The 16,522-nt window shown below is 41.9% G+C and carries 16 protein-coding genes and 2 other annotated features (1 of these 18 cut by a window edge); all 16 genes read left to right on the top strand.

Annotated elements, in window-relative coordinates; all coding sequences use genetic code 11:
* Window positions 1–29 (top strand) — a binding site (T-box leader); it begins 201 nt to the left of the window's first position.
* An 81-nt stretch (window positions 30–110) separates the two neighbouring features.
* The 16 genes from cysE to rpoC all read left to right on the top strand — a co-directional run bounded on the left by cysE (window position 111) and on the right by rpoC (window position 16,466).
* Window positions 111–764 (top strand): serine O-acetyltransferase, encoded by a 654-nt coding sequence (cysE, locus tag KVT11_RS18735; protein WP_017366453.1) that lies wholly within the window; start codon window positions 111–113, stop codon window positions 762–764.
* Complete coding sequence (gene cysS, locus KVT11_RS18730) at window positions 761–2,161, top strand: cysteine--tRNA ligase (RefSeq protein WP_008345429.1); 1,401 nt, start codon at window positions 761–763, stop codon at window positions 2,159–2,161. Before cysE ends, cysS begins: the two co-directional genes overlap by 4 nt.
* Window positions 2,162–2,164: 3 nt before the next feature.
* Window positions 2,165–2,596 carry a Mini-ribonuclease 3 gene (locus KVT11_RS18725; protein WP_008345428.1) on the top strand — a complete coding sequence of 144 codons (432 nt, stop codon included), beginning with the start codon at window positions 2,165–2,167 and terminating at the stop codon, window positions 2,594–2,596.
* Window positions 2,580–3,329 (top strand): 23S rRNA (guanosine(2251)-2'-O)-methyltransferase RlmB, encoded by a 750-nt coding sequence (gene rlmB / locus KVT11_RS18720; RefSeq protein WP_008345427.1) that lies wholly within the window; start codon window positions 2,580–2,582, stop codon window positions 3,327–3,329. Before KVT11_RS18725 ends, rlmB begins: the two co-directional genes overlap by 17 nt.
* 2 nt (window positions 3,330–3,331) lie before the next feature.
* Window positions 3,332–3,844 carry a ribosome-dependent mRNA decay endonuclease Rae1/YacP gene (gene rae1 / locus KVT11_RS18715; protein WP_007496285.1) on the top strand — a complete coding sequence of 171 codons (513 nt, stop codon included), beginning with the start codon at window positions 3,332–3,334 and terminating at the stop codon, window positions 3,842–3,844.
* A gap of 63 nt (window positions 3,845–3,907) precedes the next feature.
* The gene (gene sigH, locus KVT11_RS18710; RefSeq protein ID WP_008345424.1) at window positions 3,908–4,564 is read left to right on the top strand and encodes an RNA polymerase sporulation sigma factor SigH; all 657 of its coding nucleotides are present in this window, start codon (window positions 3,908–3,910) and stop codon (window positions 4,562–4,564) included.
* A 76-nt stretch (window positions 4,565–4,640) separates the two neighbouring features.
* Window positions 4,641–4,790: a 50S ribosomal protein L33 gene (gene rpmG / locus KVT11_RS18705; RefSeq protein WP_008356502.1), complete on the top strand. Its 150-nt coding sequence runs from the start codon at window positions 4,641–4,643 to the stop codon at window positions 4,788–4,790.
* Between the two features lie 34 nt (window positions 4,791–4,824).
* Window positions 4,825–5,001, top strand: coding sequence for a preprotein translocase subunit SecE (gene secE, locus KVT11_RS18700; RefSeq protein WP_008345422.1), 177 nt, complete (start codon window positions 4,825–4,827; stop codon window positions 4,999–5,001).
* 171 nt (window positions 5,002–5,172) lie between these two features.
* Entirely contained in the window at window positions 5,173–5,706 is a 534-nt protein-coding gene (gene nusG, locus KVT11_RS18695; protein ID WP_003217197.1) for a transcription termination/antitermination protein NusG, read from the top strand.
* Window positions 5,707–5,877: 171 nt separating this feature from the next.
* A complete protein-coding gene (gene rplK / locus KVT11_RS18690; RefSeq protein ID WP_003216956.1) occupies window positions 5,878–6,303 on the top strand; it encodes a 50S ribosomal protein L11 in 426 nt (141 codons plus the stop codon).
* Window positions 6,304–6,402: 99 nt separating this feature from the next.
* Window positions 6,403–7,101 carry a 50S ribosomal protein L1 gene (gene rplA / locus KVT11_RS18685; protein WP_007496292.1) on the top strand — a complete coding sequence of 233 codons (699 nt, stop codon included), beginning with the start codon at window positions 6,403–6,405 and terminating at the stop codon, window positions 7,099–7,101.
* A 46-nt stretch (window positions 7,102–7,147) separates the two neighbouring features.
* Window positions 7,148–7,288 (top strand) — a sequence feature (ribosomal protein L10 leader region).
* Window positions 7,289–7,357: 69 nt separating this feature from the next.
* Window positions 7,358–7,858 carry a 50S ribosomal protein L10 gene (gene rplJ / locus KVT11_RS18680; RefSeq protein WP_003217048.1) on the top strand — a complete coding sequence of 167 codons (501 nt, stop codon included), beginning with the start codon at window positions 7,358–7,360 and terminating at the stop codon, window positions 7,856–7,858.
* Window positions 7,859–7,900: 42 nt separating this feature from the next.
* Complete coding sequence (gene rplL / locus KVT11_RS18675; protein ID WP_008345418.1) at window positions 7,901–8,266, top strand: 50S ribosomal protein L7/L12; 366 nt, start codon at window positions 7,901–7,903, stop codon at window positions 8,264–8,266.
* A 96-nt stretch (window positions 8,267–8,362) separates the two neighbouring features.
* Window positions 8,363–8,968, top strand: coding sequence for a class I SAM-dependent methyltransferase (locus KVT11_RS18670; protein ID WP_007496296.1), 606 nt, complete (start codon window positions 8,363–8,365; stop codon window positions 8,966–8,968).
* Between the two features lie 255 nt (window positions 8,969–9,223).
* A complete protein-coding gene (gene rpoB / locus KVT11_RS18665) occupies window positions 9,224–12,805 on the top strand; it encodes a DNA-directed RNA polymerase subunit beta (RefSeq protein WP_007496297.1) in 3,582 nt (1,193 codons plus the stop codon).
* Window positions 12,806–12,866: 61 nt separating this feature from the next.
* Entirely contained in the window at window positions 12,867–16,466 is a 3,600-nt protein-coding gene (gene rpoC / locus KVT11_RS18660; protein ID WP_057078723.1) for a DNA-directed RNA polymerase subunit beta', read from the top strand.
* Window positions 16,467–16,522: the final 56 nt, after the last annotated feature.

Below are 16,522 nucleotides of genomic sequence, written 5' to 3'. Positions count from 1 at the left end.
TGGAACCGCGTTTTCAAAACGTCTCTGTCATATGGCAGAGGCGTTTTTTATTTGTCCAAAAAAGAGAGCAAGTCCTAAGAGAGATTGATGGGGAAGAACGGGGGGAGCATGTGTTTTTCAAAATGCTGAAAGAAGATATTGATACTGTGTTTGATCAAGATCCTGCTGCTAGAAGCTATCTTGAAGTAGTGCTAACCTATTCAGGGCTTCATGCGATTTGGGCTCATCGTGTTGCGCATGCATTTTACAAGCGTAAACTGTATTTTCTTGCGCGGATCATTTCTCAGGTCAGCCGGTTTTTCACAGGGGTTGAGATTCATCCAGCAGCAACCATCGGCCGGCGGTTCTTTATTGATCACGGCATGGGCGTCGTGATTGGGGAAACATGTGAAATTGGCGATAACGTCACTGTTTTCCAAGGCGTGACATTAGGGGGAACAGGGAAAGAAAAGGGAAAGCGGCATCCAACTATTTTGGACGATGCGCTGATTGCGACTGGTGCTAAGGTGCTCGGTTCCATTACCGTAGGAAAAGGGTCCAAAATTGGTGCGGGGTCTGTTGTGTTAAAAGACGTACCAGACCATTCTACTGTTGTAGGTATACCTGGGCGAGTGGTCGTTCAAAATGGAAAGAAAATCAATCGTGATCTCAATCATCAAGATTTGCCAGATCCCGTTTCTGATCGTTTCAAAGAATTGGAGCGAGAAATGGAAAAGCTAAAACGTGAACTGGCTTCATTGAGCAGAAAGGAAGAACAATCATGACAATCAATATTTATAATACATTGACACGTAAGAAAGAAGAGTTTGTCCCACTTGAACCAGGAAAGGTCAAAATGTATGTATGCGGACCAACCGTGTATAACTACATTCACATCGGGAATGCAAGACCTGCCATTGTATATGACACGGTACGTAAGTATTTAGAATATAGCGGCTATGATGTGAATTTCGTATCCAACTTTACTGATGTGGATGATAAACTCATCAAAGCAGCAAATGAATTAGGCGAGGATGTCCCAACGATTGCTGATCGATTTATCCAAGCATACTTTGAGGACGTCAGTGCATTAGGCTGCAAAAAAGCAGACCTTCACCCGCGAGTGACAGAAAATATGGATGATATCATTGCGTTTATCGCCACATTGATTGAAAAAGGCTACGCCTATGAAGCAGATGGTGACGTGTATTACAGCACACGCTCATTTGAAGGCTACGGAAAACTGTCTCACCAATCGATTGATGAATTAAAGACAGGTGCCCGTATTCGTGTAGGTGAAAAGAAAAGGGATGCACTCGACTTTGCATTATGGAAGGCCGCAAAGGATCAGGAGATTTCTTGGGATAGCCCGTGGGGAGAAGGGCGGCCAGGCTGGCACATCGAGTGCTCTGCGATGGTCAAAAAGTATTTAGGCGATACGATTGACATTCATGCTGGCGGACAGGATTTAACGTTCCCTCATCACGAGAATGAGATTGCTCAATCTGAGGCTTTGACAGGAAAACCTTTTGCGAAGTATTGGATGCATAACGGGTATATTAATATTGAGAATGAAAAAATGTCAAAATCACTTGGGAACTTTGTGCTCGTACATGACATTATTAAAGAACAAGATCCAGATGTGCTTCGTTTCTTTATGCTGTCGGTTCACTATCGTCATCCAATCAATTACTCCATTGACTTATTGGAAAGTACAAAGAGTGCATTTAACAGACTCAAAACATCTTATTCAAATCTACATCATCGCCTTGAGAGCAGTACCAATTTAACAGAGGATAACACGGAATGGCTGACAAAGATTGAAGAGCAGCGTGCGACATTTATTTCTGAAATGAATGATGACTTCAATACGGCAAATGCCATCTCTGTTTTATTTGAACTAGCGAAACAAGCGAATTACTATATGGAAAATGATCATACTTCTGAGGAAGTGATCAAGGCATTTATTGGCTTGTTCCAAGAAATCACATCCGTCCTCGGCTTCTCACTAGAAGAAAAGCACACGCTTGACGAAGAGGTAGAAGCATTAATTGAGAAGCGGAATGAAGCTAGAAGGAATCGTGACTTCGCATTGTCTGATCAAATTCGTGACCAGTTAAAGAGCATGAATATTGTATTGGAGGACACTCCTCAAGGTACGCGCTGGAAAAGAGGAGAATAGGTCATGTTGAATTTTGAAAAGCTGAAAGACGGAAAACAGTTGAACGGACTTGCGCTTGCTTATATGGGTGATGCCATTTTTGAAGTATACGTGAGGCATCACCTCCTCCAAACGGGGGCGACCAAACCAAATGAGCTTCATAAACGTGCAAGTAAGATCGTTTCAGCTAAATCTCAGGCCGCTATTTTATTTGAGCTTCAGCAGAAGGGCTTTTTCACAGAAGCGGAAGAAGCGGTGCTGAAAAGAGGAAGAAATGCAAAATCAGGCACAGTGCCTAAAAACACAGACGTTCAAACGTATCGTTATAGTACAGCGTTTGAAGCGCTCATGGGTTATTTATTTATCGAGAAGCAGGACGAACGCTTAGAAGAGTTGATTAGTCAGGCGATTGAAATCGGAACGTCAGGGAGGAAGACAAATGAGTCAGCAACATGATTATGTGATTGGGAAAAATGCAGTGATTGAAACACTGAAGTCAGATCGGGAGTTATATAAGCTCTGGATGGCAGAAAACACTGTAAAAGGACAAGCCCAGCAGGTCATTGAACTCGCGAAAAAGCAAAATATCACCATTCAGTATGTTCCGAGGAAAAAGCTTGATCAGATGGTAACAGGTCAGCACCAGGGAATCGTTGCACAAGTAGCAGCATATGAATATGCAGAATTGGACGATCTGTATCAAATTGCTGAAAAGCGGAATGAACAACCATTTTTCATCATCTTAGATGAAATTGAAGATCCGCACAATTTAGGGTCGATCATGCGTACGGCCGATGCTGTTGGTGCACATGGAATCGTCATTCCAAAACGACGAGCGGTAGGCTTGACGACAACTGTTGCGAAAGCATCTACTGGAGCCATTGAACATATCCCGGTCGCAAAAGTAACCAATCTTTCCAGAGCTCTTGATGAAATGAAAGAAAGAGGAATCTGGGTCGCAGGAACAGATGCATCTGCGAAGCAGGACTACAGACAATTTGACGGCACGATGCCTCTCGCTCTTGTCATCGGCAGTGAAGGAAAAGGAATTGGCCGATTGATTAAGGAAAAATGTGATTTCTTGATTAAATTGCCAATGGCCGGGCAGGTCACTTCATTAAATGCATCAGTTGCCGCTAGTCTATTGATGTATGAAGTGTATCGAAAACGTTATCCGTTAGGAGAATAGAGATGGACATCCTCTTAGTCGATGGATACAACATGATAGGTGCATGGCCTCGTTTGCAGCACTTAAAAGAAAACAGCTTTGAAGAAGCCAGAGACGTGCTGATTCAACATTTAGCAGAATATCAAGCATATACAGGGTATCGAGTCATTGTCGTATTCGATGCCCATATGGTCAAAGGAATCGAAAAGAAGCGGACAAACCACCGAGTAGAGGTCATCTTTACAAGAGAAAATGAAACGGCTGATGAGCGGATTGAAAAACTGGCACAAGACTTGAATAACATTCGGACGCAAATTCATGTGGCGACCTCTGATTATACAGAACAATGGGCAATTTTTGGACAGGGTGCACTTCGTAAGTCAGCACGAGAGCTCTTAAGAGAGATAGAAGTGATTGAACGAAAGATTGAAACACGTGTCAAAAAGATTACTTCTGATAAACCAGCATCCAAAATTGAATTGTCAGAAGATGTATTGAAAACGTTTGAAAAATGGCGGCGGGGAAACTTGGAATAGCTTGACGATATTTCAACCATTATTGTATAATATTTCTATCTAGGTGCGGTCGGGGGGATCGAAGTGAATCTAAACAACAGCAAGGGTAAGTCCATCAGAGAGCAATTTTGCCAGTTGGAAGATGAACAAGTCATTGAAAGGGTTCATGTCGGAGATAGTGATGCGCTAGATTATTTAATAACGAAATACCGCAATTTTGTACGTGCGAAAGCAAGATCTTATTTCTTGATTGGAGCGGATCGAGAGGACATTGTCCAAGAGGGGATGATCGGACTTTATAAGTCTATCCGCGATTTCAGAGAGGACAAGCTTACTTCATTTAAGGCTTTTGCAGAATTATGTATTACCCGCCAAATTATCACCGCAATTAAAACAGCTACTCGCCAAAAACATATCCCGTTAAATTCCTATGTATCATTAGACAAGCCGATATACGATGAAGAATCGGACAGAACATTATTGGACGTCATTTCCGGTGCTAAAGCGCTTAACCCAGAAGATTTAATCATTAGCAAAGAAGAATTTGATGATATTGAAATGAAAATGGGTGAATTACTAAGCGAGCTGGAAAGAAAGGTACTTGTGCTTTATCTTGATGGTAGGTCCTATCAGGAGATTTCTGAAGATTTAAACCGTCATGTGAAATCAATTGATAACGCACTCCAAAGAGTAAAGAGAAAATTAGAGAAATATTTAGAGCTGCGCGAGATCAGTCTCTAATCAAACCTATATTGACAGCTTTTTCGACACTGTGATAAGGTACTAAGGAAATGATGTCGAGAAAATAGGTGTAAATATGAGGAAAAAGATTACTCTAGCCTGTAAAGACTGCGGAAGCCGCAATTATACGACAATGAAAAGTGTTGCTTCAGCAGCTGAAAGATTAGAAGTTAAGAAATATTGCAAGACTTGTAATTCACATAAAACACATTTAGAAACGAAGTAGGATTTGCGTTCTTTAATCTGTGGAGGTCTTTTACATGCGTATTATCAGTTTCTTAAAAAGTGTCGGGAAAGAAATGAAAAAGGTCAGCTGGCCAAAGAAAAACGAAATGGTCCGCTACACGATCACTGTTATTTTAACAGTCGTATTTTTTGCCATCTTTTTCTCTTTTCTTGATATAGGAATCTCACAATTAATCGAATTAATTCATTAATACTTGAATAATGGTCTGCTGAACGTGCTATAATAGATCATAATATGACTTGCCAAAAAACCCGTTTTACGGGTTTTTTCAATTGCTTGAAAATATTTACCGGTACTCGAGATTCGTCAAATAGACATTACGAAATGTGGGGAGGGAAGGACTAAATAGTCCTGAACGAAAATGGAAAAGAATTGGTATGTTGTGCATACGTACTCTGGCTATGAGAACAAAGTGAAAGCGAACTTGGAAAAGCGTGTTGAATCAATGGGCATGCAGGATAAAATTTTCCGCGTTGTTGTACCAGAAGAAGAAGAAACGGACATTAAAAACGGTAAGAAAAAAGTAGTGAAAAAGAAAGTATTCCCTGGATATGTGCTAGTAGAAATCGTCATGACTGACGATTCTTGGTATGTCGTTCGTAATACACCAGGTGTGACAGGATTCGTTGGATCAGCTGGATCAGGCTCTAAGCCGACAGCGTTATTACCTGGCGAAGCGGAAACCATTCTGAAGAGAATGGGACTTGAAGAGCGCAAGACAGAAATTGACTTTGAACTTAAAGAAACAGTCAAGGTCATCGATGGACCATTTGCTAACTTCACAGGCTCTATCGAAGAGATTGATTATGATAAAAGCAAAGTCAAAGTATTCGTTAATATGTTTGGTAGAGAAACTCCTGTGGAACTTGAGTTCACACAGATCGATAAATTGTAATTTAAAAGAGCTTGAAATGAGTGTATAGAAGTGGTAATATAGCAAAGGTACGTCTTGAGTTCGCTCAAGATCGCTAGCTAGTTATTTCGTCATTCATATAAAGAATGAAGTTGTTGAGTGGGAGGGGGATTCCCCTATTACCACATCACGGACTTTAAGGAGGTGTGTCTCGTGGCTAAAAAAGTAGTAAAAGTTGTTAAATTGCAAATTCCTGCTGGAAAAGCTAACCCAGCTCCACCAGTTGGACCTGCACTAGGTCAAGCCGGTGTTAATATCATGGGATTCTGTAAGGAGTTTAACGCTCGTACAGCTGACCAAGCTGGTCTTATCATTCCTGTTGAAATTTCGGTTTTTGAAGACCGTTCATTTACATTTATTACTAAAACTCCACCTGCTGCAGTTTTACTTAAAAAAGCAGCTGGTATTGAGTCTGGTTCTGGTGAACCTAACCGTAATAAAGTGGCAACTGTTAAGCGTGATAAAGTACGCGAAATCGCGGAAACAAAAATGCCTGACTTAAACGCTGCTAGCGTTGAATCAGCTATGCGCATGGTTGAAGGTACTGCACGCAGTATGGGTATTGTCATCGAAGATTAATTTTTTGTCTTGTTGGGTTGCGAGTTTGGTTTTGACAAGTTCGCAACCCTTATTCGTGGGAGGTTATTCCGCTAAAACCACATAAGGAGGATTTTTATAATGGCTAAAAAAGGTAAAAAGTATGTAGAAGCTGCTAAGCTAATCGAACGTACTAAAGCGTATGATGTAGCTGAAGCTGTTTCTCTTACAAAAAAAGCAAATACAGCGAAATTTGATGCGACTGTAGAAGTTGCTTTTCGTTTGGGCGTAGACCCTCGTAAAAACGATCAACAAATCCGCGGTGCAGTTGTACTTCCTAACGGAACTGGTAAAACTCAACGCGTTCTTGTGTTCGCTAAAGGCGAAAAAGCAAAAGAAGCAGAAGCTGCTGGAGCAGACTACGTTGGAGATTCTGATTACATCACTAAAATCCAACAAGGCTGGTTCGAATTCGATGTAATCGTTGCGACACCTGACATGATGGGTGAAGTTGGTAAGATCGGTCGTGTACTTGGACCAAAAGGTCTTATGCCAAACCCTAAAACAGGAACTGTAACTTTCGAAGTAGAAAAAGCAATCAATGAAATCAAAGCTGGTAAAGTAGAATACCGCGTTGATAAAGCTGGTAACATCCACGCGCCAATCGGAAAGGTTTCTTTCGAGGACGAAAAGCTTGTTGAGAACTTTGCAACAATCTATGACACAATCCTTAAAGCAAAACCTGCAGCGGCTAAAGGTGTATACGTGAAAAACGTTTCTGTTACATCTACTATGGGCCCTGGCGTGAAAGTGGACCCATCTTCTTTCTCTGCAAAATAATTCTTGACTTGTCACAACCGTTTTGATAATATCAAAATGTTGTAAAATAGAATAATCATTTATACCGTAGACAGCAGGGGCCTTATGGCTTAATTAACCCGCCGAGGTGTATATGTCACAGTCTTACGTTAACGTATGCTTGTATATACAGCCTCCATGTCTTAATGGAGGCTTTTTATATGGAGAACCGTTCGTTAGGAACGTGATGGCCTGATCGGTATAAGTGTTACACAAAGAATGTACAGGAGGTGTAACCATGAGCAATGCAATCGATACTAAAAAAGTTGTCGTTGATGAAATTACTTCTAAATTTAAAGACAGTATGTCTACTGTAATCGTAGATTACCGCGGTCTTTCAGTTTCTGAAGTGACTGAACTTCGTAAACAGCTTCGTGATGCTGGCGTAGAATTCAAAGTTTACAAAAATACTTTGACTCGCCGTGCAGTTGAACAAGTTGAACTAACGGGTTTAAACGATTTCTTAACAGGTCCAAACGCTATCGCATTCAGTAACGAAGATGTTATCGCACCTGCGAAAATCATCAACGAATTTGCGAAAAGCCACGAAGCTTTAGAAATCAAAGCTGGTGTTATCGAAGGAAACGTAGCGACTGTAGAAGAAGTGAAGGCTCTTGCGGAACTTCCGTCTCGCGAAGGCTTACTATCTATGTTGCTTAGCGTTCTTCAAGCTCCAGTTCGTAACCTTGCTCTTGCTACTAAAGCAGTTGCAGATCAAAAAGAAGAACAAGGCGCTTAATGCGTACTTGACGTAAAAAAACTTAAAATGGAGGAATTACAAATGGCTTTAAATATCGAAGAAATCATTGCTTCAGTTAAAGAAGCAACTGTACTTGAGTTAAACGACTTAGTAAAAGCAATCGAAGAAGAATTTGGCGTAACTGCTGCTGCTCCTGTAGCTGTAGCTGCTGGTGGCGGTGCTGCTGCTGAAGAAAAAACTGATTTTGATCTAGTACTTGCTGGTGCTGGAGACCAAAAAATCAAAGTTATCAAAGTGGTTCGTGAAATCACTGGTCTTGGCTTGAAAGAAGCTAAAGAACTTGTTGACAACACTCCAAAACCACTTAAAGAAGGTATTGCTAAAGAAGAAGCTGAAGAACTTAAAGCTAAGCTTGAAGAAGTTGGCGCTTCTGTAGAAGTTAAGTAATCTTCGCCTAATCTTTTGGGAAAGCTCGCTTTTACTGGCGGGCTTTTTCTTTTCTTATCTCCTGAAACGATTGAATCCAGAGGAGGTCTATTCACCATGAGTGACCACTATTATACGGAAAAGCCATCAGTGAAAAGTAATAAACAGACATGGGACTTCACCTTGAGAAACCGTAGCTTTACTTTTACAAGTGACAGTGGAGTGTTTTCTAAGAAAGAAGTCGACTATGGTTCGAGGCTTTTAATTGAAGCTTTTGAAGAACCTGACTTGGATGGCGACGTCTTAGATGTCGGTTGCGGTTATGGACCGATCGGCTTATCGTTAGCAAACGAAATGACAGGCCGCACCATTCATATGATTGATGTGAACGAAAGAGCAGTCGAACTTTCAAAGGAAAACGCTAAGCATAATCGCATTGATAATGTCCGCATCTATCAAAGTGATTTGTTCTCGAATGTTCATTCATCAGCTGCTTTTGCCTCTATACTGACCAATCCCCCAATACGGGCAGGGAAGAAAGTAGTACATGCGATCTTTGAAAAAAGTGCTGATCATTTATTGCCGGAAGGTGAGTTGTGGGTGGTTATTCAGAAAAAACAAGGTGGACCATCTGCGATTGAGAAATTAGAGCAACTTTTTGGAGAAGTGACGGTCGTTATGAAAAAAAAGGGCTACTATATTATCAAAGCTAAAAAAGTTTGACGCAGTTTCCTAGCTGTGTTAACATTATAAAATGCCAATGTGTATATTTTGCTTGATAGGCTTAAAAAACAACTATTTTGTATAAATTATGCATACTTGGGAAAACTAATAAAATCGGTATTTGTTTTTGGATGTGGTTTTCTTATTTTAGAAACCCTTTTTTCTTTTGTCTTGTAAAAGTATTTCTTTACTGACATTTGAAAGACAGAAATACTTTTTACACATATAATACGCATGATTTGAGGGGTGAATCAGTTGACAGGTCAACTAGTTCAGTATGGACGACACCGCCAGCGCAGAAGCTACGCACGCATAAGCGAAGTGTTAGAATTACCAAATCTCATTGAAATTCAAACCTCTTCTTATCAGTGGTTTCTTGATGAGGGTCTTAGAGAGATGTTTCAAGATATATCCCCAATTGAGGATTTTACTGGTAACCTTTCTCTTGAATTCATTGATTACAGCCTAGGGGATCCTAAGTATCCTGTAGCAGAATCAAAAGAACGTGATGTAACTTACTCTGCTCCACTAAGAGTAAAAGTTCGTTTAATTAACAAAGAAACTGGAGAAGTAAAAGACCAAGATGTGTTTATGGGTGATTTCCCAATCATGACAGACACAGGTACTTTTATCATTAATGGTGCGGAACGTGTAATCGTTTCTCAGTTAGTACGTTCTCCAAGTGTATATTTCAGTGGTAAAGTAGACAAAAACGGTAAAAAAGGTTTTACTGCGACTGTCATTCCAAACCGTGGCGCATGGTTAGAATACGAAACTGATGCGAAGGATGTAGTCTATGTACGCATCGATCGCACACGTAAGTTGCCGGTTACGGTTCTTTTGCGTGCTCTCGGCTTCAGCTCTGATCAAGAGATTCTTGACCTCATTGGCGAGAATGAATACTTACGCAACACGTTGGAAAAAGACAATACAGAGAATGCCGATAAAGCACTTCTCGAAATCTACGAGCGTCTTCGTCCCGGAGAGCCGCCAACTGTTGAAAATGCGAAAAGCTTGCTAGACTCTCGCTTCTTTGATCCGAAGAGATATGACTTAGCAAATGTTGGACGCTACAAGATTAATAAGAAGCTTCATATTAAAAATAGACTATTCAATCAAAAATTGGCTGAAACGCTAGTTGATCCTGAAACAGGTGAAATCCTAGCAGAAAAAGGTCAAATTTTAGATAGAAGAGTGCTTGATAAAGTTCTTCCATACTTAGAAAACGGCATCGGATTTAGAAAGCTTTATCCAAACGGTGGCGTAGTAGAGGATGAAGTAGAACTTCAATCTATCAAGATTTATGCACCAACTGATCAAGAAGGCGAGCAAGTGATCAACGTGATTGGTAATGCATATGTAGAGGAAGCTGTGAAGAACATCACGCCTTCTGACATCATTGCTTCAATCAGTTACTTCTTTAACCTGCTTCATGGAGTAGGTGACACAGATGATATCGATCACCTGGGTAACCGTCGTCTGCGTTCTGTAGGTGAACTTCTGCAAAACCAATTCCGTATTGGTTTAAGTAGAATGGAGCGTGTTGTTCGTGAAAGAATGTCGATTCAAGACACGAATACGATCACACCTCAGCAGCTGATCAACATCCGTCCTGTGATCGCTTCTATTAAAGAGTTCTTTGGTAGCTCTCAGCTTTCTCAGTTCATGGATCAAACAAACCCGCTTGCTGAATTGACGCACAAACGTCGTCTGTCAGCGCTTGGACCGGGTGGTTTGACACGTGAGCGTGCAGGAATGGAAGTTCGTGACGTTCACTATTCTCACTATGGTCGTATGTGTCCGATTGAAACACCAGAGGGTCCAAACATTGGTTTGATCAACTCTCTATCTTCATTTGCGAAAGTGAATCGCTTCGGCTTTATTGAAACACCTTACCGCCGGGTTGACCCTGAAACAGGTAAAGTGACGCCGAGAATCGATTACTTAACGGCTGATGAAGAGGATAACTACGTTGTAGCACAAGCGAACGCTATATTAGGTGAAGATGGTTCGTTTATCGATGATAATATCATTGCTCGTTTTAGAGGGGAAAACACCGTTGTTCCTCGAAACCGCGTTGACTACATGGACGTTTCGCCGAAGCAGGTTGTTTCTGCAGCGACAGCATGTATCCCATTCTTAGAAAACGATGACTCTAACCGTGCTCTAATGGGAGCGAACATGCAACGTCAGGCTGTGCCTTTGATGCAGCCGGAATCACCGATTGTTGGTACAGGTATGGAGTATGTATCAGGTAAAGACTCTGGTGCTGCTGTGATCTGCCGTTACCCAGGTGTTGTAGAACGTGTTGAAGCGAAGAATATTTGGGTTCGCCGTTATGAAGACGTTGACGGACAACAAGTCAAAGGAAACCTAGACAAATACAGCTTGCTGAAATTTGTCCGCTCTAACCAAGGGACTTGCTACAACCAGCGCCCAATTGTAAGTGTTGGAGATGAAGTCGTCAAAGGAGAAATCCTTGCAGACGGTCCTTCTATGGAAAAAGGTGAATTGGCTCTAGGACGTAACGTCATGGTCGGCTTCATGACTTGGGACGGTTACAACTATGAGGATGCGATCATTATGAGTGAGCGCCTTGTAAAAGATGACGTCTACACTTCTATTCATATTGAAGAATATGAATCAGAAGCTCGTGATACAAAGCTTGGACCAGAAGAAATTACGCGTGATATTCCAAACGTTGGGGAAGATGCTTTACGCAACCTTGACGAGCGTGGAATCATCCGTATTGGTGCAGAAGTAAAAGACGGAGACCTTCTTGTCGGGAAAGTAACGCCTAAAGGTGTAACAGAACTAACAGCTGAAGAACGTCTTCTACATGCAATCTTCGGTGAAAAGGCTCGTGAAGTGCGTGATACGTCTCTACGTGTACCACACGGTGGCGGCGGAATCATCCATGATGTCAAAGTCTTTAACCGTGAAGATGGAGATGAATTACCACCAGGTGTTAACCAGTTAGTCCGTGTATACATCGTTCAGAAGCGTAAAATTTCTGAAGGTGACAAAATGGCCGGACGACATGGTAACAAAGGGGTTATCTCCAAAATCCTTCCAGAAGAAGATATGCCGTATCTTCCAGATGGAACACCGATTGATATCATGTTAAACCCTCTAGGGGTACCATCTCGTATGAATATCGGTCAGGTACTTGAGCTTCATATGGGTATGGCTGCACGTTACCTAGGCATCCACATTGCGTCACCAGTATTTGATGGTGCTCGTGAGGAAGATGTTTGGGAAACGCTTGAAGAAGCAGGTATGTCCCGTGATGCGAAAACAGTCCTTTATGACGGTCGAACTGGTGAACCATTCGACAACCGTGTATCTGTTGGAATCATGTATATGATCAAACTGGCTCACATGGTTGACGATAAACTTCACGCACGTTCAACTGGACCATACTCACTTGTTACGCAGCAGCCACTGGGCGGTAAAGCACAGTTTGGTGGACAGCGTTTCGGAGAGATGGAAGTATGGGCACTTGAAGCTTACGGTGCAGCATATACACTTCAAGAAATCTTAACTGTAAAATCGGATGACGTTGTGGGTCGTGTGAAAACATACGAAGCGATCGTCAAAGGGGATAACGTACCTGAACCAGGTGTCCCTGAATCATTCAAAGTATTAATTAAAGAACTTCAAAGTTTAGGTATGGATGTGAAAATCCTATCTGGCGATGAAGAAGAGATAGAAATGAGAGATTTAGAAGACGATGAGGAAACGAAGAAAGCAGACGGATTAGCGTTATCTAATGACGAAGATGCTGCAGACCTCGCACCTGTCGATCTTGAACGTGACGCAGTCACAAAAGAATAGCAGAAACGATTAGAGCAAGTGACTAGGGTATAACCCGAAGATTAAAAGGGAGGTAGGCCCCTTGCTAGATGTGAACAATTTTGAGTATATGAACATCGGTCTCGCATCACCTGATAAAATCCGTTCTTGGTCTTTTGGTGAAGTGAAAAAGCCTGAAACGATTAACTATCGTACACTGAAACCGGAAAAAGATGGTCTCTTTTGTGAACGTATCTTCGGACCGCAAAAAGACTGGGAATGTCATTGTGGAAAGTATAAACGCGTTCGTTATAAGGGTGTTGTATGTGACCGTTGTGGTGTAGAAGTAACACGGGCAAAAGTCCGTCGTGAGAGAATGGGGCATATCGAACTGGCTGCCCCAGTTTCCCACATTTGGTATTTCAAAGGTATCCCAAGCCGTATGGGTCTTGTTCTAGATATGTCACCACGTGCGTTAGAAGAAGTGATTTACTTCGCTTCTTACGTCGTGACTGATCCGGGCAACACACCGCTTGAGAAGAAACAACTTCTTTCTGAGAAAGAATTCCGTGCTTATTTAGATAAATACGGTAACACCTTCCAAGCAGCTATGGGTGCAGAAGCAATTAACAAACTTCTTCAAGATATCGATCTTGTGAAAGAAGTAGATACACTCAAAGAAGAGCTAAAAACAGCTCAAGGACAGCGTCGTACACGTGCGATCAAACGCCTTGAAGTGTTGGAAGCTTTCCGTAACTCAGGAAACAAACCGTCTTGGATGATCCTTGATGTACTTCCGGTTATTCCACCAGAATTACGTCCAATGGTTCAGCTTGATGGCGGACGTTTTGCTACTTCTGACTTGAACGACCTTTATCGTCGTGTCATCAACCGTAACAACCGTCTGAAACGTTTATTAGATCTTGGCGCGCCAAGCATCATCGTTCAGAACGAGAAGCGTATGCTTCAAGAAGCTGTCGATGCCTTGATTGATAATGGACGTAGAGGCCGACCAGTAACAGGACCAGGAAATAGACCATTGAAATCTCTTTCTCACATGCTGAAAGGGAAACAAGGACGTTTCCGTCAAAACTTGCTTGGTAAACGTGTTGACTATTCTGGACGTTCCGTTATCGTCGTTGGACCACATTTGAAAATGTATCAGTGTGGACTTCCGAAAGAAATGGCTCTTGAACTATTCAAACCATTCGTGATGAAGGAGCTTGTTGAAAAAGGATTAGCTCACAACATTAAGAGCGCGAAACGTAAGATTGAGCGCGTGCAGCCGGAAGTTTGGGATGTTTTAGAATCAGTAATTCGTGAGCATCCAGTTTTACTAAACCGTGCACCAACTCTTCACAGACTTGGTATTCAAGCGTTTGAACCTACACTTGTGGAAGGACGCGCAATTCGTTTGCATCCACTTGTATGTACTGCCTACAACGCTGACTTTGATGGTGACCAAATGGCGGTTCACGTACCATTATCTGCTGAAGCTCAAGCTGAAGCTCGTATCTTAATGCTTGCTGCTCAAAACATTTTGAACCCGAAAGATGGAAAACCTGTTGTTACGCCATCTCAGGATATGGTGCTAGGTAACTACTACCTTACACTTGAGCGTAAAGGTGCTATCGGAGAAGGTATGGTATTCAAAGATACGAACGAAGCCCTTCTAGCTTATCAAAATGGGTATGTGCATCTTCATACACGTGTAGCTGTTGCAGCTAACTCGTTGAAGAACGTTACATTCACTGATGAACAGCGTTCTAAATTGTTGATTACAACAGTTGGAAAATTGATCTTTAACGAAATCTTACCGGAATCATTCCCATACATGAATGAACCGACTAAGAGCAATATTGAAGAAAAAACGCCTGACCGCTTCTTCCTTGAAAAAGGTGAGGATGTCAAAGCTGCGATCGAGAAACAAGAAATCAATGCACCGTTCAAAAAAGGTATTTTAGGTAAAATCATTGCGGAAATCTTTAAGAGATTCCATATCACTGAGACATCTAAAATGCTTGACCGCATGAAAAATCTTGGTTTCAGATATTCTACTAAAGCCGGTATTACGGTTGGTGTATCTGATATCGTGGTACTAGACGATAAACAAAAAATCCTCGAAGAAGCGCAAGCAAAAGTAGATAACGTCATGAAGCAATTCAGACGTGGTTTGATTACTGAAGAAGAGCGTTATGAGAGAGTCATTTCGATCTGGAGTTCTTCTAAAGATGTCATCCAAGGTAAACTGATGAAGTCCCTTGATGAAGTCAACCCTATCTACATGATGAGTGACTCTGGAGCGCGTGGTAACGCATCTAACTTCACTCAGCTGGCTGGTATGCGTGGTCTGATGGCCAACCCGGCTGGACGTATCATTGAACTTCCGATTAAATCTAGTTTCCGTGAAGGTTTAACAGTATTGGAATACTTTATTTCCACTCACGGAGCGCGTAAAGGTCTTGCCGATACAGCTCTTAAAACAGCTGACTCAGGTTACCTCACGCGTCGTCTCGTTGACGTTGCACAGGATGTTATCATCCGTGAAACAGATTGCGGTACAGACCGTGGAATCTTGGCGAAGTCCATTAAAGAAGGAAATGAAATTATTGAGAAACTTGAAGAACGTCTGATCGGACGTTTTGCAAGAAAACCAATTATTCATCCTGAAACGGGCGAAGTCATTGTTGGCGAAAACGAACTAATTGATGAAGATAAAGCACTTGAAGTAGTTGAAGCAGGAATCGAGGAAGTATGGATCCGTTCTGCATTTACATGTAACACGCCTCATGGTGTATGTAAACGATGCTACGGCCGTAACCTTGCAACTGGTACTGACGTTGAAGTCGGTGAAGCAGTTGGAATCATCGCTGCACAATCGATCGGTGAGCCAGGAACACAGCTTACAATGCGTACGTTCCACACCGGCGGGGTAGCAGGAGACGATATCACTCAAGGTTTACCTCGTATCCAAGAGTTATTTGAAGCGCGTAATCCGAAAGGGCAGGCAACCATTTCTGAAATTGATGGTGTCGTTGCTGAAATTAACGATGTTCGTGACAAGCAACAGGAAATTGTGGTTCAAGGCGAAGTTGAAACTCGCTCTTACACAGCTCCTTACAATGCACGTCTGAAAGTTGTTGAAGGTGACAAAGTCACTCGTGGTCAAGTACTGACAGAAGGTTCAATCGATCCGAAAGAACTTCTTAAAGTAACTGATATGACAGCTGTTCAAGAATATCTGCTTCATGAAGTACAAAAAGTATACCGTATGCAAGGGGTAGAAATCGGAGATAAGCACGTAGAAGTAATGGTTCGCCAAATGCTTCGTAAAGTGCGTGTCGCTGATGCAGGGGATACAGATGTATTACCAGGCACACTTCTTGATGTACACCAATTCACAGAAGCGAACAAAAAAGTACTATTCGAAGGCAAACGTCCTGCAACAGGCCGTCCAGTTCTTCTTGGTATTACAAAAGCATCGCTTGAAACAGACTCATTCTTGTCTGCAGCATCCTTCCAAGAAACGACTCGTGTCCTAACAGATGCGGCGATCAAAGGAAAACGTGATGAACTGCTTGGCTTGAAAGAGAATGTCATCATCGGTAAACTTGTTCCTGCTGGAACTGGAATGCCAAACTACCGTAAAGTTAAGCCGGTTTCACAAGTGCAGCCGTCTGACGATATGGTTCCTGTAGAGTAATCTTTCTCTTAAGATTTCTATAAAAATCATCAAAAAATGGTGAAGGATGTCAAGAT

The sequence above is a fragment of the Bacillus sp. GbtcB10 genome, from assembly GCF_019091365.1.
Classification (GTDB): domain Bacteria; phylum Bacillota; class Bacilli; order Bacillales; family Bacillaceae; genus Bacillus; species Bacillus altitudinis.
Note: the sequence above shows the minus strand (reverse complement) of the source record. Positions and strands in the feature narration are given on the sequence as shown.

Excerpts from the sequence above, each read along its gene's own strand:
- cysS (WP_008345429.1), top strand. The coding sequence starts at position 761 with ATGACAATCAATATTTATAATACATTGACACGTAAGAAAGAAGAGTTT.
- KVT11_RS18725 (WP_008345428.1), top strand. The coding sequence starts at position 2,165 with ATGTTGAATTTTGAAAAGCTGAAAGACGGAAAACAGTTGAACGGACTT.
- rlmB (WP_008345427.1), top strand. The coding sequence starts at position 2,580 with ATGAGTCAGCAACATGATTATGTGATTGGGAAAAATGCAGTGATTGAA.
- rae1 (WP_007496285.1), top strand. The coding sequence starts at position 3,332 with ATGGACATCCTCTTAGTCGATGGATACAACATGATAGGTGCATGGCCT.
- rpmG (WP_008356502.1), top strand. The coding sequence starts at position 4,641 with ATGAGGAAAAAGATTACTCTAGCCTGTAAAGACTGCGGAAGCCGCAAT.
- secE (WP_008345422.1), top strand. The coding sequence starts at position 4,825 with ATGCGTATTATCAGTTTCTTAAAAAGTGTCGGGAAAGAAATGAAAAAG.
- nusG (WP_003217197.1), top strand. The coding sequence starts at position 5,173 with ATGGAAAAGAATTGGTATGTTGTGCATACGTACTCTGGCTATGAGAAC.
- rplA (WP_007496292.1), top strand. The coding sequence starts at position 6,403 with ATGGCTAAAAAAGGTAAAAAGTATGTAGAAGCTGCTAAGCTAATCGAA.
- rplJ (WP_003217048.1), top strand. The coding sequence starts at position 7,358 with ATGAGCAATGCAATCGATACTAAAAAAGTTGTCGTTGATGAAATTACT.
- rplL (WP_008345418.1), top strand. The coding sequence starts at position 7,901 with ATGGCTTTAAATATCGAAGAAATCATTGCTTCAGTTAAAGAAGCAACT.
- KVT11_RS18670 (WP_007496296.1), top strand. The coding sequence starts at position 8,363 with ATGAGTGACCACTATTATACGGAAAAGCCATCAGTGAAAAGTAATAAA.